This window comes from Streptomyces sp. NPDC048751 (assembly GCF_043198595.1).
Classification (GTDB): Bacteria; Actinomycetota; Actinomycetes; order Streptomycetales; family Streptomycetaceae; genus Streptomyces.
Map to the genome: position 1 here is coordinate 113,412 of NZ_JBICUX010000022.1, position 19,836 is coordinate 133,247.

10 protein-coding genes and 1 pseudogene are annotated in these 19,836 nt (G+C 74.2%); 9 read left to right on the forward strand and 2 right to left on the reverse strand.

Going from position 1 to position 19,836, the window contains the following annotated elements; translation table 11 throughout:
* The first annotated feature begins 36 nt into the window (after positions 1-36).
* Genes ACGFNV_RS42580 through ACGFNV_RS42595 form a run of 4 tightly spaced genes read left to right on the forward strand, consistent with a single transcriptional unit; the run spans position 37 to position 13,302 of the window.
* Positions 37-9,024, forward strand: a complete 8,988-nt coding sequence (locus ACGFNV_RS42580; RefSeq protein WP_393630561.1) for an SDR family NAD(P)-dependent oxidoreductase — start codon at positions 37-39, stop codon at positions 9,022-9,024.
* A 34-nt stretch (positions 9,025-9,058) separates the two neighbouring features.
* Entirely contained in the window at positions 9,059-11,470 is a 2,412-nt protein-coding gene (locus tag ACGFNV_RS42585) for a beta-ketoacyl synthase N-terminal-like domain-containing protein (RefSeq protein ID WP_393630563.1), read from the forward strand.
* The gene (locus ACGFNV_RS42590; RefSeq protein ID WP_393630564.1) at positions 11,467-12,249 is read left to right on the forward strand and encodes a thioesterase II family protein; all 783 of its coding nucleotides are present in this window, start codon (positions 11,467-11,469) and stop codon (positions 12,247-12,249) included. Before ACGFNV_RS42585 ends, ACGFNV_RS42590 begins: the two co-directional genes overlap by 4 nt.
* A 15-nt stretch (positions 12,250-12,264) precedes the next feature.
* Entirely contained in the window at positions 12,265-13,302 is a 1,038-nt protein-coding gene (locus ACGFNV_RS42595) for a ketoacyl-ACP synthase III family protein (RefSeq protein WP_393630566.1), read from the forward strand.
* Positions 13,303-13,318: 16 nt separating this feature from the next.
* On the opposite strand, the gene ACGFNV_RS42600 is transcribed toward ACGFNV_RS42595, so the two are convergent.
* Together ACGFNV_RS42600 and ACGFNV_RS42605 are read right to left on the reverse strand one after the other, a co-directional pair.
* Positions 13,319-13,660 carry a YrdB family protein gene (locus tag ACGFNV_RS42600; RefSeq protein WP_133926314.1) on the reverse strand — a complete coding sequence of 114 codons (342 nt, stop codon included), beginning with the start codon at positions 13,658-13,660 and terminating at the stop codon, positions 13,319-13,321.
* A gap of 60 nt (positions 13,661-13,720) precedes the next feature.
* Positions 13,721-14,524: a BTAD domain-containing putative transcriptional regulator gene (locus tag ACGFNV_RS42605; protein ID WP_393630568.1), complete on the reverse strand. Its 804-nt coding sequence runs from the start codon at positions 14,522-14,524 to the stop codon at positions 13,721-13,723.
* Between the two features lie 269 nt (positions 14,525-14,793).
* Between ACGFNV_RS42605 and ACGFNV_RS42610 the strand changes: the two genes are divergently transcribed.
* The 5 genes and pseudogenes from ACGFNV_RS42610 to ACGFNV_RS42630 form a co-directional block, all read left to right on the forward strand.
* On the forward strand, positions 14,794-16,716 hold the full coding sequence (locus ACGFNV_RS42610; RefSeq protein ID WP_393630570.1) for an HAD-IIIC family phosphatase: 1,923 nt from the start codon (positions 14,794-14,796) through the stop codon (positions 16,714-16,716).
* The gene (locus ACGFNV_RS42615) at positions 16,713-16,940 is read left to right on the forward strand and encodes a phosphopantetheine-binding protein (RefSeq protein WP_133926311.1); all 228 of its coding nucleotides are present in this window, start codon (positions 16,713-16,715) and stop codon (positions 16,938-16,940) included. The genes ACGFNV_RS42610 and ACGFNV_RS42615 overlap by 4 nt, the downstream gene beginning before the upstream one ends.
* A gap of 22 nt (positions 16,941-16,962) precedes the next feature.
* Positions 16,963-18,453: an MFS transporter gene (locus ACGFNV_RS42620; protein WP_393630572.1), complete on the forward strand. Its 1,491-nt coding sequence runs from the start codon at positions 16,963-16,965 to the stop codon at positions 18,451-18,453.
* Between the two features lie 182 nt (positions 18,454-18,635).
* Entirely contained in the window at positions 18,636-19,721 is a 1,086-nt protein-coding gene (gene pdhA, locus ACGFNV_RS42625; RefSeq protein WP_393630574.1) for a pyruvate dehydrogenase (acetyl-transferring) E1 component subunit alpha, read from the forward strand.
* Position 19,722: 1 nt separating this feature from the next.
* A pseudogene (locus ACGFNV_RS42630) lies at positions 19,723-19,836 on the forward strand (alpha-ketoacid dehydrogenase subunit beta); the annotation flags it as partial.

Sequence of the window (19,836 nt, forward strand, 5' to 3'; positions counted from 1 at the left end):
GACGAAGCAACCACTGCCGATCGCGAGGGACTTCTTGTGACCAGCACACCGACCCATGAGACTCCGGCCGGCCGGCAGTCCGGCGCCGGGCGCAGCACCGCCACCCCGCTCAGCCGGGCGATGGACACGATCAAGAAGCTGCGCGCAGAGCTGGAGGAGGCGAAGGCCGGCTCGGCGGGCGGCCACGGCGGCCCGCTGGCCGTCGTCGGCGTCGGCCTGCGGCTGCCGGGCGGGATCGCCGACCTCGACGGCTACTGGACCGCCCTGTCCGAGGGTCGCGACCTGGTCCGCCCGATGCCCGCGCACCGCAAGGAACCCTTCGCCGCCGACTGGGAGTCGCTCCCGCACCGCGGCGGCCACCTCGACGACGTCCTCGGTTTCGACGCCGCCTTCTTCGGCATCAGCCCCCGCGAGGCCCGCAGCCTCGACCCGCAGCACCGGCTGCTCCTGGAGGTCGCCTGGGAGGCCCTGGAGGACGCCGCCCTGCCGCCCCGCGCGCTCGCCGAGGCGGGCCGGCGCACCGGGCTCTACGTGGGCGTCACCGGCCAGGACTACCGCGACTGGCAGCCCGCGGGCCAGGAGGACGCCTACTGGCTCACCGGCAACGGCCACTGCTTCGCCGCCGGCCGGCTCGCCTACACCATGGGCCTGATGGGCCCGGCGGTCGCCGTCGACACCGCCTGCTCCTCCTCCCTCACCGCGGTCCACCTCGCCGGGCAGGCCCTGCGCCGCGACGAGTGCGACGTGGCCCTCGCGGGCGGCGTCAACCTCATCCTGTCGCCGCGCTCCACCCGCCTCATCCAGCAGACCAACTCCCTCGCCCCCGACGGGCTGTGCAAGACCTTCGACGCCCGCGCCAACGGCTTCACCCGCGGCGAGGGCTGCGGTGTCGTCGTCCTCAAGCGGCTCGCCGACGCCCGGCGCGACGGCGACCGGATCCACGCCGTCATCCGCGGCAGCGCCCTCAACCAGGACGGCCGCTCCTCCGGCTTCACCGCGCCCAACGTCCGCGCCCAGATCTCCCTCATCCGTGCCGCCCTCGACGACGCGGGCCTCACCCCCGACGCCATCGGCGCCATCGAGGCCCACGGCACCGGCACGGCCCTCGGCGACCCGATCGAGGTCGAGGCGATCGTGACGGCCCTGGACCGCTCGGCGGGCGGCGCTCCCCTCCGCATCGGCTCCGTGAAGACCAGCCTGGGCCACCTGGAGGCCGCCTCCGGCATCGCGGGCCTGATCCGCGGTGTGCTGTCGGTCAAGCGGCGCGCGATCCCGCCGGTCGTCCACCTGCGCACGCTGAACCCCCGCATCGACCTCGACGGTACGGGCATCGAGATCCCCCGCGAGACGGTCACCTGGGACGCCGAGGAGACCGGCCCGGGCAGCTGCCTGGGCGTCAGCTCGTTCGGCATGAGCGGCACCAACGCCCACGTGGTGCTGGGCCCGCCGACGGCGGCGGAGCTCGCCGCTCCGCACGCTGTTTCGTCCGTCCCCGGCTTCGAGCTGTCGGCGCGGAGCGAGGGAGCGCTGCGCGCCTGGGCGGGCCGCCTGGCCGACGGCCTGGAGGGACTGCCCGGCGAGGAGTACGCCGCCTTCGCGTACACGGTGACCCACGGTCGCGCCCGCCACGACGTACGGGCCGTGGTCGACGCCGGGAACCCGGAGAGCGCGACGCGTGCGCTGCGCGAGCTGGCGGAGGGCGGTACGCCGGAGACGGTACGGCTCTCGCAGGGCGCCCCGGACGCTCCGGCCGACCCGACGACGGCGGAACTGCCGCGCGCGGTGGCCGACTTGCCGGCGTATCCGTGGGAGCGGGTGCGGTATGCGCCGGCGCATGTGGGAGAGGGGGCGGGTGCGACCGGCACCGACAGTGCCTCCTCCACCTCCGCGCAGGAGGCCGGCGCCGACGCCGTCTCGGCACAGGCGCCCCCCGCCGACACCCCCCTGCCCACCCTTCACCTCACCTGGGCCCCGCACACCCCGGCCCCCTCCCCCGAGGCCGACCCCGCGCGCCCGCTGCTCGTCGCGGGCGACGACCCCGCCCTCGTAGCACTCCTGGCGGACGCCGCGCGCTCCGCCGCCCGCCCAGTAGAAGTGCTGGACGCCCTCCCCGTCACCGACGCCGAGTGGGTCGCCGCCCGGGCGGCGCACCCCGGGGACCTGGTCCTCGCGCTCGCCGCCGCCCCGCTGCCCGCCGCCCTGGACGCCACCGCGCCCACCGCGCACGCGGCCGCACTCGCCGCCGCCGCGACGCGGGCCGTGCGGGCGCTGCCCGAGGGGCCCGGGCGGGTCCACCTCGTGACGGCCGGGGTCCGGCAGGTCACCGGTGGGGACGTGATCGTCTCGGGTGACCACGGTGTGCTGCACGGGCTCGCGCCGGTGCTGGCGCTGGAGTTCCCGCAGGTGTGGGGCGGAGTCGTGGACCTCCCGGCCGAGCCGGGCCCCGAGGACGCGGCGGCCGCGCTGGCCGCGGTCGCGGCCGGGGACGCCGAGGACCTGCTCGCCGTACGGGACGGACAGACGTACGCGGCACGGCTCGCGGCCGCCGAGGAGCCGTCAGGCCCGCTGCCGGTCCGCTCCGACGGAACGTATCTGCTGACCGGTGGCCTGGGCGCCATCGGCCGGGTCCTGGTCCGCGACCTGACCGCCCGGGGCGCCGGACACCTGGTCCTCCTCGGTCGTCGCCCGCAGGACGAACTGACCGCCGAGGCAGCCGAGTTGCTCGACAACGACCGGGTGACGTACGTCAGCGCCGACGTCGGCGACGGGCCCGCGCTGGCCGCCGCGCTCGGCGTGCTCGACGGGCTGCCCCCGGTGCGCGGCATCGTGCACACCGCCGGCGCCATCGAGCGGCTGCCGCTCGCCGAGGCCGACACCGACGCGTTCGCGACCGCGCTGCACGGCAAGTTCACCGGCGCCCACTGGCTCCAACTGCTCGCCGCCGACTGGCCGCTGGACTTCTCCGTCCATCTCTCCTCCGTCTCCGCCGTCTGGGGCACCAGCTGCTACGGCGCCTACGCGGCCGCCAACGGCGCGCTGGACGCCGTGGCGGAGCTGGCGGCGGCGGCCGGACGGCCCGCGAGCAGCATCGCGTTCGGCCCGTGGGACCTGGACGGCATGGCCGACACCGAGGCCCGCACCCAGCTCGCCCGCATGGGCGTGCACCCGGTCACCGCGACGCGAGGCAGCGCCGCCCTCACGGCCGCGGGCCCGCGGGGCGCCCACCTGGTCGCCTGTGAACTGGACGCCGAGCGGTTCACCTCGGTCATCAACGCCATACGCCCCCGGCCGCTGTTCGACCTGCTGACCGCGACGGAGGCGACGGCGGAGGACGCGGGTGCCACTCCCCGTGACGAGCTCCTCGCCGCCCCCGAACACCGCCGCCCCGCCCTGGTCGCCGCCCACGTCCGCGGTGTCCTCGCCGGGATCCTCGGCCACGACGACCCCGCCGCCGTGCCCGAGCGCACCGGCTTCCTCGACCTGGGCCTCGACTCGATCATGGCGGTCGACGCGGCCGCCCGGCTGACGGAGGTGCTCGGCCTGGCCGTCGGCATCGGCGACATCTTCGGCCACCCCACCCTGGAGCGGCTGACCACCGAACTCACCGGCCGCCTGTCGGGTCGTACGGCGCCCAAGGCCAAGCCGGCTCCCGCCCGCCGCCCGGCCGCGCGCCCCGCGCCCACCGCCACCCAGCGGCCCGCCTCCCCTGAGAACACCCCGGAAGCCGACCCCATCGCCATCGTCGGCATGGCCGGCCGCTTCCCCGGCGCCGACTCCGTCGAGGAGTTCTGGTCGCTGCTGGAGGAGGGCCGCGACGGAGTGGGCCCGGTGCCCGCCGACCGGTGGGACGCCGAGGCACTGAACTCCCCCGCGCAGGGCGGTTTCCTGAGCGACATCCGCCGTTTCGACGCCGCTTTCTTCGACATCCCGGCCCGTGAGGCGGAGAGCCTCGACCCGCAGCAGCGCCTGCTGCTGGAAGCCGCCTGGCACGCCCTGGAGGACGCGTCCTGCGCCCCCTCCGCGCTGGCGGGCAGCCGCACCGGGGTCTTCGTCGGCATCTCCAACTCGGACTACGCCCGGGTCATGGAGGGCGGCGGCCTCGACGCCCTGGACGCCTACTTCCCGACCGGCACCGCCCTGAACGCGGCCGCCGGACGCATCGCCTACTACCTGGGCCTGCACGGCCCCGCCCTCGCGGTGGACACCGCCTGCTCGTCCTCGCTGGTCGCCCTGCACCTGGCCGTGCGCTCGCTGCGCTCGGGCGAGAGCGACCGCGCGCTGGTCGGCGGCGTCAACGTGATCACCGCGCCGTCCTGCTCGGTCGCCGTCTCCCGCGCCCACATGCTGTCCCCGGACGGGCGCTGCAAGACCTTCGACGCCTCCGCCAACGGGTTCGTACGCGCCGAGGGCTGCGGGGTGCTGGTGCTGCGCCGGCTGAGCGACGCCGTGCGCGACGGGGACCGGGTCCTCGCGGTCGTGCACGGCAGCGCGGTCAACCAGGACGGCGCCTCCTCCGGCTTCACCGCCCCGAACGGCACCGCCCAGCGCCGGGTGATCGGCGACGCGCTCGCCGACGCCGGGGTCACGGGCGCCGACATCGACTACCTGGAGGCGCACGGCACGGGCACCTCGCTGGGCGACCCGATCGAGCTGGAGGCCGCCTGGGACGTGTTCGGCCCGGGCCGGCGCCCCGGTGAGCCGCTGCTGGTCGGCTCGGTGAAGAGCAACATCGGGCACTGCGAGTCGGCCTCGGGCATGGCCTCGGTGTTCAAGACGGTGCTGGCCCTGCGCCACGGCCGTATCCCGGCCGGGCTGCACTACGAGACGCCCAACCCGCACGTGCCGTGGCGGGACATGAACCTCCGGGTCGTCGACGGCCGTGTCCCCTGGACGCCCGGCGACCGGCCGCGCCTGGCCGGGGTCTCCGGCTTCGGGTTCTCCGGCACCAACGCCCACATCGTGCTCGGCGAGGCCCCCGTGACCGAGGCGGCCCCCGCCCCGGACCGCGAGGGACCGCTGCTGCTGCCGCTGTCCGCGTCCGACCCGGCGGGCCTGGAACGGCTGACCGCCGCCTGGGAGCAGGCACTGGAGAGCGCCGACGAGGAGCAGTTGCCCGGCCTCGCCGCGACCGCCGCCACCGGCCGCGCCCACCTGCCCGTACGGCGGGCCGTGCTGGGCGGCGACCGCGAGCAGCTCCTCGCGGCCCTGCGCTCCGCGGGCGCACCGGCCGACGCGGCCACACGCACCCCCCGGGTGGCGTTCCTGTTCTCCGGGCAGGGCGCCCAGTACTTCGGCATGGGGCGCGAACTGTACGAGACGGAGCCGGTGTTCGGCGCGGTCATCGACGACTGCGACCGCATTCTCGCCCCCTACCTCGGCGACTCGCTGCTCAACCTGGTCTTCTACGGCGAGGACCCCGACGCCGTGAACCAGACCCGTATCACCCAGCCCGCCCTGGTCGCGCTGGAGCTGGCCCTGGCCGCGCTGTGGGAGTCCTGGGGCGTGCGCGCCACCGCCGTGATGGGGCACAGCGTCGGCGAGGTCGCCGCCGCGGTCCACGCCGGGGTGCTCAGCCTCGAGGACGGCCTGGCGCTGATCGCGCACCGGGCCCGCCTGATGCAGTCCACCCGGCCCGGCGGGATGCTGTCGATCCCGGGCGACCCGGACACCGTGGCCGCCTGGGCCGAGGAGGCCGGCGTCGACGTGGCCGCGGTCAACGGGCCGCAGTCGGTGGTCGTCGCCGGGACGAAGAACCGCCTCGACGCGCTCGCCGAGCGGCTGACGGAACAGGGCGTGCGCACCCGGGCGCTCACCGTCTCGCACGCCTTCCACTCCCGGCTGATGGACCCGGTCCTCGACGAGTTCGGGGCCGCCATCGCCCCGCTCTCCTTCCAGCCACCGCGCATCCCGGTGATCGCCAACGTCACCGGCGCCGAGGCCGACGAGGACACCTACGGGCCGGACTACTTCGTCCGGCACATCCGCCAGGCGGTCCGCTTCCACGAGGGCGCCCAGGCACTCTCCGACCTCGGCGTCGACGTCCTGCTGGAGGTCGGCCCCGACCGGACCCTGGTCAACCTGGTACGGGCCGCCGGACTCACCCCGGCCGGCGGGGGCGTGCCCTCGCTGCGCCGCGGCGGCGCCGACCGCGCCCAGCTGCTCGGTGCCGCCAAGCACCTCTACGAGCAGGGCCAGGACCTGGACTTCACCCCGATCACCGGCCGCCCCGCGAAGAAAGCGGCCGCCCCTCGCTACCCCTTCGCGGACACCACGTACTGGACCCGGGCGACCGGCACCCCGACGACGGTCACCGCACCGCGCGGCCGCCACTGGGGCGCCGAGCTGAGGTCCCCGGCCCTGACCGGGCGCGCCTTCGCCTTCCCGCGCACCGCCGACTTCCCGGCGTACCTGACCGACCACCGCCTCTACGGCACGGTCGTCACCCCGGCCGCCTCGCACCTGGCCACCGTCCTGTCGGCCCTCGGCGGCGACGGCTCGCCCGTCCTCATCCGCGACCTGATCTGCCCGCGCGCCCTCGTCATCAAGGACGGCGAGGAGTACGAGGTCCAGATCACCGTCGACCGGCCGGGCACCGACGGCGAAGCGGAACTGTCCGTGCAGAGCCTCCTCGACGCCGAACGCGGCGTGTGGCAGAAGCACATCGGCGGCCGCTGTTCGGCCCCGGCCGTCGAGGACACGCACCGGCCGCGCCCCGCCGACCGCGCCGCCTTCATGGCCGCCGCCGACCGGCACCTGACCCGCGCCGAGTTCTACGACTACTTCCGCGCCCTCGGCTACACCCTCGGCCCGTCCTTCCAGTGGATCGACGAGGTGTGGATCCGCGGCGAGGAGGCCCTGGTCCGCTACCGGATGCCCGAACTGCCCGACGACCCGGCCGACTACGAGCTGTACCCCGGCCTGATCGACTCCTGCTTCCAGTCCATCGCCGTGTTCCTCGTCGACGACGGCGCGATCGAGGCGCCGTCCCTGGCGATCCCGTTCGCGGCGCACGAACTGTCCTTCCACGGGCGGCCGTTGGCCGAGGGCGAGCTGTGGGGTCAGGTGCGGGTGCTGCGCGCCGAGCCGCTCGCCAACGACCGGCTGCGGGTGGAGACGGCCGACCTGCACCTGTACGCGGTCGACCCGGCCACCGGTGCCGAGCACAGCGTGTTCCGCGCCGACGAGTTCCGTATCCGGCACGCCTCGCGCGCCGTCCTGGAGGCCAGCCTGCGCGGCGACGGCCTGGTCCGCACGGTGGACTGGCTCCCGCTGCCCGACGACGCGGCCGCCCCGCTCGCCGCCCCGCTGTCCATCGCGCTGCTGGGTGAGGCGAACGAACTCGCCCAGGCGCTGACGGCGGCGGGCCACACGGTGCACACCGACGGACTTCCGGACCACGCCGAACTGGTCGTGGACGCACGCTGGTTGGCCTACGACGAGATCGACGCCCGTACCACCCTGGACGCGGCCCGCACCCTCGCCGCCACCCTCCGGGAACTCCCGCAGGACCTGCCCTACGTCCTCCTCGCCGACGGGGACGCGGCGCAAGCCCCCCTGCGTGAGGCCCTGTTCGGGCTCATGACCTCCCTTGAGGCCGAGCAGGCCGACCGGCGGCTGACCCGGCTGCGGCTGGACGCCGGCTGGGTGGCCGAGGGCGTGGCCGCACTGCTCGGTGCCCTGCCGACGGAGACCCGGCTGGCGTACACCGACACCGGTGTCCGCGTGGCCCGGCTGGTCGACGTGCCGGCCCAGCCCGCCTCCCGCGGACATGCCGGGGGCGCGCTGATCACCGGCGGGCTCGGCGCGCTCGGCCTGGCCGTGGCCGGCGCGCACGCCGCCCGGGGCGGTGACCGCGTGACCCTGATGGCGCGGTCCGCGCCCGGCACCGTGGAGCAGCAGGTCATCGACTCCCTCACCGCGTCCGGGGTGCGGGTGTCGCTGGTACGCGGTGACGTCACCGACCCGGCCGACGTGGCCCGGGCCGTGGCCGCCGCGACCGCCGACGGGCCGCTCGGCACCGTCTACCACCTGGCCGGCGTCAACGCCGACGGCGCCTTCCCGTCGCTCACCGACGAGTCGTACGAGAAGGTCTTCCACGCCAAGGCGCTCGGCGCCGACGTCCTCGCCGACGCGATCGCGGAGCACGAACCGACCGGTGTGGTGCTGTTCTCGTCGGTGTCGGCCGTGCTCGGCTCCGCCGGACAGGCCAACTACGCGGCCGCCAACGGCTACCTGGACGGTCTGGCCGAGGCGCTGCGCGCCCGGGGTCTGACCGCGACCAGCGTCAACTGGGGTCCGTGGGTGCCGGAGGCCAAGGGCGGCATGGCCGCCGCCGCGGCCGTCGAACGGGCCGCGCAGCGGCTCGGCATCCGCTCCCTCACCGACGCCGACGCGGCGATGCCGCTGGCGGTGGCCGCCGACGGCGAGCGGGAGCGGCTGGTCGTGGTCGCCCTGGACCCGGCACGCTACGCCGAGCAGACCGCGGGACATCCGCGGGCCGCGCTGGTCGCCGCGTTGGCGGAGCCGGTGCGCAAGGCGGGCGGACCGCGTACCGAGGGCGAGCCGGCGGGCTGGCTGCGCGACCGGCTGCGGGCGGCCGACACGGGCGACGCCGGTGACACGGAGCATGTGCTGCGGGACGCCGTACGGGGTCTGGTCGCCAGGATGCTCGGCTCGCACGACGGGCTGCCCGAGGACGGCTCCGGTGACGCGGAGGGCTTCTCGCAGCTCGGCCTCGACTCGATCATGGCGATCGACCTGCGGGCCGCCCTGGCCCACGCGATGGGCCGGGACCTGCCCGCCACGGTCGCCATCGACCACCCGAGCGTCCTCGCGATGAGCGGCTTCCTGGCCGCCACCCAGGCCCCGGCGACCGCCCCCGCACTGGCGCCCGTGGCGGTGGCCGCGGCCACCGAACCGTCCCTCGACTCCCCCCACACCCCCCACTCCCTCGACTCCCTCGAAGACCTCTCCCTCGACGAACTGCTCCGGGCCGTCGACGACGACCTCGCCCAGGACCAGTGAGCAGGCGATGACCACCGAGCGCAGGAGCAGTGAGATGCCCGAAACTCCAGTGAACACAGAAGATCTGCGGCGGGTGATCGAGGACCAGCTCAAGCTGTCCCGCCGGCTCAAGGAGCGCCTCGCCGCGGCCGAGGCCCGCGCGCACGCCCCCGTCGCCGTGGTCGGCATGGCGATGCGGCTGCCCGGCGGGGTCGACAGCCCGCGCGCCTACCGCGACTTCCTCTACGCCGACGACCCCGACTTCCGAGCCCTGTCCCCCCTCCCCGAGGACCGCCCGTCGCTGCGGGCCGTCTACCACCCCGAGCGCGGCACCGCCGGTCACTCCTACGTCGACCGGGCCGGGTTCCTCGACGACATCGCCTCCTTCGACGCCTCCTTCTTCGGCATCTCGCAGCGCGAGGCCGAGATCATGGACCCCCAGCAGCGGCTGCTGCTCGAGGTGTCCTGGGAGGCGCTGGAACGGGCCGGTATCGCGGCGCGCCGCCAGGACCGGCTGCCGGTGGGCGTGTTCATCGGCGTGATGGCGTCCGAGTACGGGCAGCGGTTCGTCAGCGACGGCGACTACAGCCGCATCGACCCGTACCACAGCACCGGCAGCGGCCACTGCTTCCTGGCGGGCCGGGTGTCGTACGCGCTGGGCCTGTCGGGTCCGGCGCTGGGCGTCGACACCGCCTGCTCGTCCTCCCTGGTGGCGATCCACCAGGCGGTGCGGGCGCTGCGCGGCGGCGAGTGCCGGTACGCGCTGGCCGGCGGCGCCAACCTGATCCTCGGCTCGGACCTCATGGTGGCGCTGTGCCAGGGCGAGGCCCTCTCGCCGGGCGGCCGTTCGCGCACCTTCCTGGCGGACGCCGACGGGTACGGGCGCGGCGAGGGTGTCGGCGTGGTCGCGCTGATGCGGCTGGACGAGGCGGTCGCCCAGGGCCACCCGGTGCACGCCGTGATCCGCGGCACCGCCGTCAACCACGACGGCGCGTCCTCCGGCTTCACCGTGCCCAGCGGGCCCGCGCAGCAGGAGGTCATACGGGCCGCCCTCGCCGACGCCGGCACCGAGCCGTCCGCCGTCGGCTACGTCGAGGCGCACGGCACCGGCACCGCACTCGGCGACCCCATCGAGGTGGGCGCGCTGGACGCGGTGATCGGCACCGGGGCGGGGCAGCAGCGGGCCGAGCCGGTCGCACTCGGCAGTGTGAAGGCCCGTATCGGGCACCTGGAGGCGGCGGCCGGTATCGCGGGGCTGATGAAGCTGGTCGTCGTCCTGGGCGAGGAGTCCGTGCCGGCGGCGGTGCAGCGGGGCGACGGGCGGCTCAACTCCCTCATCCCGTGGGACCAGATCGCCATCGACGTACCGCGCAGAGCGACTCCGTGGCCCGCGCCGGCCGGAGCGCGGGTGGCCGGGATCAGCGCCTTCGGCCTGTCCGGCACCAACGCGCACGTCGTCCTCGCCGGTCCCGCCGGAGAGACCGGGAAGCAGGCGGCGCCCGAGGCGGGCCACCCGGAGCTGCTGACGCTGTCCGCGAAGGACCCGCAGGCGCTCGCCGAGCTGACCGAGCGGGTGCGCACCGCGCTGGCCGGCCTGGACACGGCCGGGGTCGCCGCGCTCGCGCACACCCTGCGGGCCGGGCGGGTGCACTTCGGGCACCGGCTCGCCGTGGTCGGCACCGACGCCCGGGAGCTGGCGGCGGCCCTGGGCAGCCGGCGGCGCGGCACGGGCGCCCCGGCCGTCGACCGGGTCACGCTGAGCGCATCCGGTTCCGACGAGGTGCTGGAGGGCGCCCTCGCCGTCCTGGCCCGCCGCTTCCCGCGGCTCGCCGCCGCCGCGCAGGGCTCGGCCGCTCCGGCGGGCCGCCTCGGCGGCGTGCTGGCCGCACTGGGCGTACGGACGTCGGCGGCCCCGGCCGGGGAGACGGGCAACGGTCCGGCGGCGTACCTGAAGGCCGCCGGGGAGACCCTGCCACTGGTCACCGACGACCCGGAGGCCACCCCGAGGCTGCTGGCCGCCGCGCTCGCCGCGCTCTACCACGGCGGGGCCGATCTGCGCCTGGACCGACTGGCCGCGCCCGGCGCCCGGTTCACCGAGGCGCCGACCTACCCCTTCCAGCGCAAGCGGTTCTGGGCCGACGAGCCCGAGCCGGGCAGCCGGGGCGCCGCCGAGATCCCGCTCCCGGCCGTTCAGGCGCAGCAGGCGCCCCGCGATCCGGCGGAGATCAGCTCCTACCTGGCCACCGAACTCGCCGCCGTCCTCAAGGCCGACGGTCTGCTGCCGCCCGCCACCCCGTTCTGCGAGGTCGGCGGCGACTCCTTCACCGCGATGCTGCTCACCAAGAGCGTCGAGCAGCGCTACGGGGTGGAACTGCCCACGCTCGACTGCCCGGTGGAGATGCCGGTCGGTGACCTCCTCGCGTACCTGGGCGACCAGGTGTCCGCCGCCATGGGATGGGAGAAATGAACAGCCACACCCGGACCTTCCACCGTCCGCGCCCCGTCGACTCGCCCGCGCTGCGCCTGATCGGCTTCCACCACGCGGGCGGCTCGGCGGCGGTGTACCACCCGTTCGCCCGGCACCTGCCCGACGACTGGGACCTGCTGCTGCTCGACCTGCCCGGACGCGGCCGCCGCGCCGGGCAGGCGCCCCTCGACGACATGACCGACGTCGTCGCCACCGCCGTCGCGGACGTCCTGCCCTGGGCCGGCGACACCCCGCTCGCCCTGTTCGGGCACAGCATGGGCGCGATCGTGGCCCTGGAGACGGCCCGCTCCCTGGAGGGCCTGGGCTGTGCCCCGCTGTGGACGGGGGTGTCGGGGCGCGTCGCCCCGCACTTCCGGCGTCCCGACGTCACCCCGCTCAGCGAACGCGACGACTGCGCCCTGCTGAAGGTCCTCTTCGAGCTGGGCGGGATGCCGGAACGGGTCGCGGAGGCCCCCGACTTCCTGGACCGCTTCCTGCGCACCGTGCGCGCCGACCTGACCGCCGTCGACAACTACCGCCCGGACCCGGCCCGTTCCCCGCTGAGCTCGCCGCTGACCGTGTTCGGCGGCACCCAGGACCCCTGGGCGCCGCCGTCGGCGATGCACCTGTGGCGGCGCGAGACCACCGCCCGCTTCGCCCAGAAGTTCTTCCCCGGCGGCCACTTCTACTTCATGGACGACCTCTTCCCCGCCCTCACCCACCAGCTGGTCCGGCAGATCGACAGCTGCCGCCACGACACCGCGCCCCAGGTGGCGTAGAAACAGGAGCACACCATGCGTTGGGACAACGTCTACGTCGCCGGTCTCGGGGCCTACCTGCCCGAGACGGTGGAGACGGCCGACCAGGCCGTGGCCGCGGGCCGCTACGACGCCGAGGAGGCCAAGGCCAACGGCATCCGCGCGGTGCGGGTGGCGAGCGCCGACGAGCCGGGCCCGGTGATGGCCGCGGCCGCCGGCAAGCAGGCCGTCGAACGGGCCGGGCTGCCCGCCGACCGCTACGGCGTGGTGCTGCACGCCTGCGTCGGACACCAGGGGCAGGACTTCTGGACGCCCGTCAACTATGTGCAGAACGAGGCGGTCGGCGGCAGCGGACTGACCATCGAGGTCCGCCAGGGCTCCAACGGCGGCCTCGCCGGCGTCGAACTCGCCGCCTCCCACCTCGCCGCCCGCCAGGACCCGCAGGCCGCCCTGGTCACCACCGGCGACGCCTTCCGGCTGCCGTACTTCGACCGCTGGGGCACCGACAGCCAGCAGGTCTACGGCGACGGCGCGGGCGCGATCGTGCTGTCCAACCGGGGCGGCTTCGCCCGGCTGCGCTCCACCGCGAGCTACTCCGACTCCTCCCTGGAGCCCATCTACCGCGGCACGGAGGGCTGGACCGACGGCCCGTTCCTCGACGGCAAGCCGGTCGACCTGCGCACCCGCAAGACGGACTACCTCCTGAAGGAGGAGGGCGCCTACGACCGGGTCATCCAGCAGATGACGAAGCACGCCTCCTCAGTCCTCCAGGAGGCGCTCGACGACGCCGACGCGAAGCTGTCGGACGCCCGGTTCTTCGTCCACGCGAACATCGCCGAGACGATCGCGGAGTTCTCCTTCTACTCCCTGCTCGGCGTCGACCGCGCCACCACCGTCTACGACTGGGGCCAGGACCTCGGCCACATGGGCGCCGGCGACCAGCTCATCGGCATCAACCACGTCGTCGAGGCCCGCGAGCCCAGGCCCGGCGACCTGCTGGTCACCATGGGCGTGGGCGTGGGCTTCATGTGGACGGTCGCGGTTCTGGAGTTCCTCGACACCCCCAAGTGGTGAGTCCCGCGCGGCGGCGTCACTGGTTCCACAGGAACCGCAGCGCCGCGTTGACCAGGTAGACACCGACGAACGTCGCCGCCCAGCCCTGCCTCCCGGAGGCGGCCAGGGCGGCGGCGCCGGCGCCGAACCACAGCGCCTCCAGCACCACCCGGCCGCCCCCGTGCACCGCGTAGGGCGCACGGGGCGCGCCGAACATCGCCCACACCGCGATCATCGCCACCGGCGCGCCGACGCCGAGGAGCACCTTCACCGGCCACTTGTCGCTGGCGGTGAACCCCCACAGGGCGACCGCTACGTACACGGCGAGTTCCAGCAGGAACATCACCAGCAGGTTGAGGGCCTTGAGGGACGAGAGCATGACGGACTCCTTGCGCGTCGGCATGGGGGTGTGCGTGGGGGAGCTCGAGCTGAGGGTGTTTCAGACGGTGAGGTCGCTGCGGGGCGTGAACCGGTCGAGCTGGGGGTCGGAGACGAGGATCGCCCGCTGGAGTTCCTGGAGCCGCGGTGACGGCGTCACCCCGAGCTCCTCGACGAGGCACTCGCGCAGCGCGGTGAAGGCCTCCAGGGCCCGCCACTGCTGCCCGGAGCGGTAGAGCGCGACCATGTACTGGGCGCACAGGCTCTCGTGCATGGGGTGCCGGGCGGTCAGCACCGCGAGCTCGCTGAGCAGCGCGTGGTGCCGGCCCAGCGCCAGATCGGCGTCGACCCGGGACTCGACGGCCATCAGCCGGCTCTCCTCCAGCCGGGTGACCTCCACACTGAGCCGCATGCCGGTGTACACGTCGACCAGGGCCCGGCCGCGCCACACCGCCAGCGCCGACCTCAGCAGCCGCGACGCGGTCTCCCGGTCCCCGAGGTCCAGCGCGCGCCGGCCGGCCGCCGTCATCCGCTCGAAGGCGTACACGTCGACCTCCTCGGGCGTGATGTCCAGCAGATACCCGCCGTAGCGGGTCGTGAGCACGTCCTTCGCGGTGCGCGGCCCGTCCTCGGGCAGCGCGGCGGCCAGTCTCTTGCGCAGCTGCAGGATGTACGTCTGCAGCGTCGTCTGTGCGCTGCGGGGCGGTTCCGTGCCCCACAACTCCTCCATCAGCGTGGAAACGGGAACCACCTGACCGGCCTGAAGGGCCAGCAGGGCCAGGACCTGACGCGGCTTTCCCGCGGTCGGCAGCAGCGCGACCCCGTTCTCCGTCGCCTCGAAGGACCCCAGGATCTTGACGTCCATGTCGGACTCCTCCCCCACTCATCACCGGGTCGCTTGATGTCCTCCATGGTTCGCCCGACCAGGGCTCCAGCGGCAGTGCACGGATCATCGACCGCCCATGAATCCCCACCGCCCCGAAGCATGAAAAACACATGCGCCTCCACGTGGCCCCCGGCGAACGGCGGGTGCAGGGACGTGCGAGTGGCGCTCAAGTGCGGTCGATCAGCCTGGCCTTGGGCGGCGCGAGTGCCCGTGGCCCAGCCGATCGCGGCGTACGTGAGGAGAGAGCATTGACCACGGTATCCAGCCCGGCCACGCCGGAAACCCAGCAGACGCCACTCCAGGCGCTGCGCGCCCTGCGCAAGGACGGCCGACTCGCCGAGCGGTACCCGGAGATCGCGCCGCTCCTCGCGGAACTGGCGTCCACCGGCGCCGACGCCGACCTCAGGCGTGCCGGATCCGTCCTCGCCCAGATCGACCGCGAGCAGGTCCTCGACGCCTGGCCGGGGACCGAGACCGCGGTGGTCGCCGTCACCGGCCACTCCACGCTGGGCGGCCTCGGCGCCCCGCTGGCCGCCGAGTTCGGCCGGCACGGCGTGCTGGTGGAGACCCGGCTGAGCGACTTCGACGCCTACCAGCGCGACCTGCGCGACACCGACAGCACCCTGTACGCCGCCGACGTCGACCTCACCCTGTGCGTCCTCGACCCGCAGCTGCTCCTCGACGAACTGGGCTCGCCCTGGCAGGTCGAGGACCTCGCGAAGGCCACCCGGCGCAAGCTCGCCGAACTGGAGCGGCTGGCCGGCACGTTCACCGCGCACTCCACGGCCGTCCTCGTCCTGAACACGGTGCCGCTGCCCCGCACGGTCACCCACCAGCTCGTCGACCACGAGTCGCGCGCCCACGCCGGTGTGGCGTGGCGCGACTTCAACAGCGGCCTGCTGCGCCTGGCGCTCGCCAACCCGCGCGTCCACGTCGTGGACCTCGACCCGCTCGTCGCCGCCGGGACCCCCCTCAACGACCCGCGCATGGCCGCGTACGCGAAGGCCGCCCTCGGCGACGACCTGCTCGCCCGCTACGCCCGCGAGGTCGCCCACCTGGCCAGGATGCTGCGCGGCCGCACCAAGAAGGTCCTGGTCGTCGACGCGGACAACACCCTGTGGGACGGCGTCCTCGGCGACGACGGCCCGGACGGCATCGCCGCCGCGACCACCTTCCGCGGCGAGGCGTTCGGCACCTTCCAGCGCCTGGTCCGCCAGATCGGCTCGCAGGGCGTCCTGCTCGCCGTCAGCAGCAAGAACGACCACGACAACCTGATCCAGGTCGTGCGCGAGCACCCCGACATGGTGCTGCGGGAGGCCGACTTCGCCCGCATCAACGCCAACTGGCAGCCCAAGGACGCCAACCTCCAGGACATCGCGAGCAAACTCAACCTCGGCGTCGACAGCTTCGTCTTCGTCGACGACTCGCCCTTCGAGTGCGGCCTCGTCGCCGGCAGCCTGCCCCAGGTCGCCGTGGTCCGCCTGGACGACGAACCGGCCCTGCACGTCGAGAAGCTGCTCGCCGACGGCTGGTTCGACACCGCCCGCCTCACCGCGGAGGACCGCGCCCGCGCCGCCCTCTACCGCACCGAGTCCGAGCGCGCCGACCTGCTGGAGAGCGCCGGCTCCCAGGAGGAGTACCTCGCCCGCCTCGGCGTCCGGGTCACCCTCACCGAGGCCGCGCCCGGCGACATCGACCGGGTCGCCCAACTGTCGCTGCGCACCAACCAGTTCAACCTGACGACGGTGCGCCTCCAGGCCGCCGACGTCACCGAGCGGACCACCGCCGACGACCACCTCGTCCTGGTGATCCGCACGGCCGACCGCTTCGGCGACAACGGCGTCGTCGGCGCGGTGTTCGCGCAGCGCGACGGCGACACGCTGCGGGTCGACAACATGCTCCTGTCCTGCCGGGTCTTCGCCCGCGGCATCGAGCAGACCGCCGTCGCCGCCCTTCTCGCCCACGCCCGGGCGACCGGTGCCGCGGAGGTCACCGCGAGCTACCGGCCCACCAAGAAGAACAAGAACGTGCGGGAGTTCTGGCCCTCCCTGGGCTTCGCCACCACGCACACCGCGGACGACGAACTCCGCTTCCGGCACGACCTGGAGGACCTTCCGGCCGTGCCGTCCCACATCCAGCTCGACTCCGCCCTGGAAGGGTCACCCCGATGACCAAAGAGGAATTCATCCACCTCGTACGCGACGAACTCGACCTCCCGCTCGGTATCGACGACCTCGACGCCGACTTCGACCACGTCGTCAGCTGGGACTCGATGCACATGATCCGCCTCGTCGCCGCCGTGGAGCGCGAGACCGGCAGCCGTGTCCCCGTGGGCAAGCTGCTCGCCGACCGCAGCCTGTCCGCCATCTACGCCCGCGTCGCCGAAGCCGCCTGAGGAAGAAAGGAGAGCACCCCTCATGAGCATCGACGCCCACGACACGGCCCGCACCGGGCCCGCACCGGCGCCCGCGAAGTCGCCGACGAAGGCGCCCACCCTCCAGCAGCCGACCGCTCCGGCGGTTCCGGCCACCGTGAAGCGCGGCCTGGTCCTCTTCCTGGTCGCCACCGCCCAGCTGATCTGCGTCCTCGACGCGACGATCGCCAACGTGATGCTCCCGCAACTGCGGGCCGACATCGGGCTGAGCGCCACGAACCTGCAGTGGGTCATGAACATCTACGTGGTGCTGTTCGGCGGCCTGATGCTGCTCGGCGGCCGCCTCACCGACGTGTTCGCCCGCCGCAACGTCCTGGCCGTCGGCCTCGTGCTGTTCACGGCCGGCTCACTGCTGTGCACCGTCGCCGACGGCAGCGGCCTGCTGCTGAGCGGCCGCGCCCTCCAGGGCATCGGCGCCGCCGCGCTGTCCCCGGCCGCGCTGTCCATCCTGGTCACCACGTACCCCGAGCCCGACCAGCGCGCCAAGGCGCTCGGCATCTGGGGCACCGTCATGGGTGTCGGCGCCAGCCTCGGCACGCTCCTCGGCGGCGCCATCACCGACGTCGACTGGCGACTGGCGTTCCTGATCAACGTCCCGATCGGCGCCGTGCTGCTGTTCGCCTGCCTCGTCTACATCCCGCGCAGCGCCCCGACCGGCCCCCGTCCCGCGGCCGACGTGGCGGGCGGTGTGACCGGCACCCTCGGCCTGCTGTCCCTGGTCTTCGGCATCGTCCAGGCCGGCACGAAGGGCTGGGGCGACACCACCGCCCTCACCGCGCTGGCCGCCGCGGTGGTCCTGCTCGCCGTGTTCGTACGGGTGGAGAGCACCGCGAAGGCCCCGCTGCTGCCGTTGTCGCTCCTGCGCCGCAAGTCCGTCGCCACCGGCACGGTCGCCCAGCTCGTCTCGGCCGGCCTGATGCTGCCCTCCTTCTTCATGCTGCCGCAGTACATGCAGATGGTGCTGCACTACAGCCCCCTGGAGGTCGGCCTCGCCTACATCCCGACCAGCCTCGCCATGCTCGGCGTCTCCGGAGCCGTCCCGGTCCTGATCGCCAAGTACGGCCCCCGAGTCCCGTACGCCATCGGCACGGTCCTCCTGGCCGGCGTCCTGGTCCTGATGTCCAACGCCCCGTCGGACGCGGGCTACTGGTCCCTGCTGCTCCCGGTGACCGCCCTGCTGGGCGTCGGCCTGGTCCTCTGCCTGATGACCACCCCGGTGGTCGGCACGCGCGACGCCACGGAAGAGGACGCCGGCACCACCTCGGCCGTCCTCAACGCCGCCGGCGAGATCGGCGGCGCCCTCGGCCTCGCCGTCACCGCCACCGTGGTCGCCTCCCGCCTCTCCGACGGCGCCTCCCTCACCGACGCCCTCCAGCGCGGCTTCCTGGTCCTCTTCATCTGGGTGGCCGTCAACCTGGCCATCGGTTTGTTCGGCTTCGGGGGCCGTCCGAAGGAAACCCCCGGGAAGTCGTAGCCCCACCAGCCTCCCCAGCGGCACGTCCCACCCAGCTGCGGGCGCCGTGCCGCTGGGGCGGCCACCGGATCCGCCCAGCTGCGGGCAGTCGTACCGCTGGGGCGGCGCCCGTCCCACAGAGAGCGGCACCCCGCAAGCGCGGGTGAGCGAAATCCACCCCACCCCGCCCCCGGAGAAGCCGTATGACAACCGACCTGGTCCAGTTGCTGACGCCCGTCGGCGAGCGCGTCGAGAATGCCGAGTTCGACAAGTACGTCGACGCCGTACCCCCCGAACAGCTCCGCGCCCTGTACCGCGACATGGTCAGAGCCCGCCGCGTGGACGCCGAGGCGACCACCCTGCAACGCCAGGGCGAGCTGGGCCTGTGGCCCTCCCTGCTCGGCCAGGAGGCCGCCCAGGTCGGCTCCGCGCACGCCCTCGCCGACGGCGACCACGTCTTCCCCAGCTACCGCGAACACGGCGTCGCCCTGTGCCGTTCCGTCGACCCCCTGCACCTCCTCGCGATGTTCCGCGGCGCGAACAACGGCGGCTGGGACCCCGCCGACCATGCCTTCCACCTCTACACCCTGGTCATCGGCTCCCAGACGCTGCACGCGACGGGCTACGCGATGGGCGTGGCCCAGGACGGCGGCGACTCCGCGGTGATGGTGTACTTCGGCGACGGCGCCACCAGCCAGGGCGACGTCGGCGAGGCCTTCAACTTCGCGGCCGTCTACAACGCCCCCCTGGTGTTCTTCTGCCAGAACAACCAGTGGGCCATCTCCGAACCCAACGAACGCCAGACCCGCGTCCCGCTCTACCAACGCGCCCAGGGCTTCGGCTTCCCCGGCGTCCGCGTCGACGGCAACGACGTCCTGGCCTGCCTCGCCGTGACCCGCTGGGCCCTGGAGCGGGCCCGCGCCGGTGAGGGACCCACCCTGATCGAGGCGTACACGTACCGCATGGGCGCCCACACCACCTCCGACGACCCCACCCGCTACCGCCACGACGAGGAGGTGCGGGAGTGGGCGGCCAAGGACCCCATCAGCCGCCTCAAGACCCACCTGGGCCGGTCGGGTTGGGCGGACGAGGACTTCCTGGCCGACGTGGACCGCGAGTCCGACGCCCTGGCCGCCCGCCTCCGCGACCGGGTCCGCTCGATGCAGGCCCCCGCGCCCACGGCCATGTTCGAGCACGTGTACGCCGACGGGCACGCGCTCGTCGACGAGGAGCGTGCGCAGTTCGCCGCCTACCAGGCTTCGTTCGCGGACGCGGAAGGGATCAAGTGAGATGCCCGAGAAGCTGGCTCTGGCCAAGGCGATCAACGAGTCGCTGCGCCGCGCCCTGGAGACCGACCCCAAGGTTCTCGTCATGGGCGAGGACGTCGGCAAGCTCGGCGGTGTC

Excerpts from the sequence above, each read along its gene's own strand:
- ACGFNV_RS42595 (WP_393630566.1), top strand. The coding sequence starts at position 12,265 with ATGCGTTGGGACAACGTCTACGTCGCCGGTCTCGGGGCCTACCTGCCC.
- pdhA (WP_393630574.1), top strand. The coding sequence starts at position 18,636 with ATGACAACCGACCTGGTCCAGTTGCTGACGCCCGTCGGCGAGCGCGTC.
- ACGFNV_RS42620 (WP_393630572.1), top strand. The coding sequence starts at position 16,963 with ATGAGCATCGACGCCCACGACACGGCCCGCACCGGGCCCGCACCGGCG.
- ACGFNV_RS42615 (WP_133926311.1), top strand. The coding sequence starts at position 16,713 with ATGACCAAAGAGGAATTCATCCACCTCGTACGCGACGAACTCGACCTC.
- ACGFNV_RS42605 (WP_393630568.1), bottom strand. The coding sequence starts at position 14,524 with ATGGACGTCAAGATCCTGGGGTCCTTCGAGGCGACGGAGAACGGGGTC.
- ACGFNV_RS42600 (WP_133926314.1), bottom strand. The coding sequence starts at position 13,660 with ATGCTCTCGTCCCTCAAGGCCCTCAACCTGCTGGTGATGTTCCTGCTG.
- ACGFNV_RS42585 (WP_393630563.1), top strand. The coding sequence starts at position 9,059 with ATGCCCGAAACTCCAGTGAACACAGAAGATCTGCGGCGGGTGATCGAG.
- ACGFNV_RS42590 (WP_393630564.1), top strand. The coding sequence starts at position 11,467 with ATGAACAGCCACACCCGGACCTTCCACCGTCCGCGCCCCGTCGACTCG.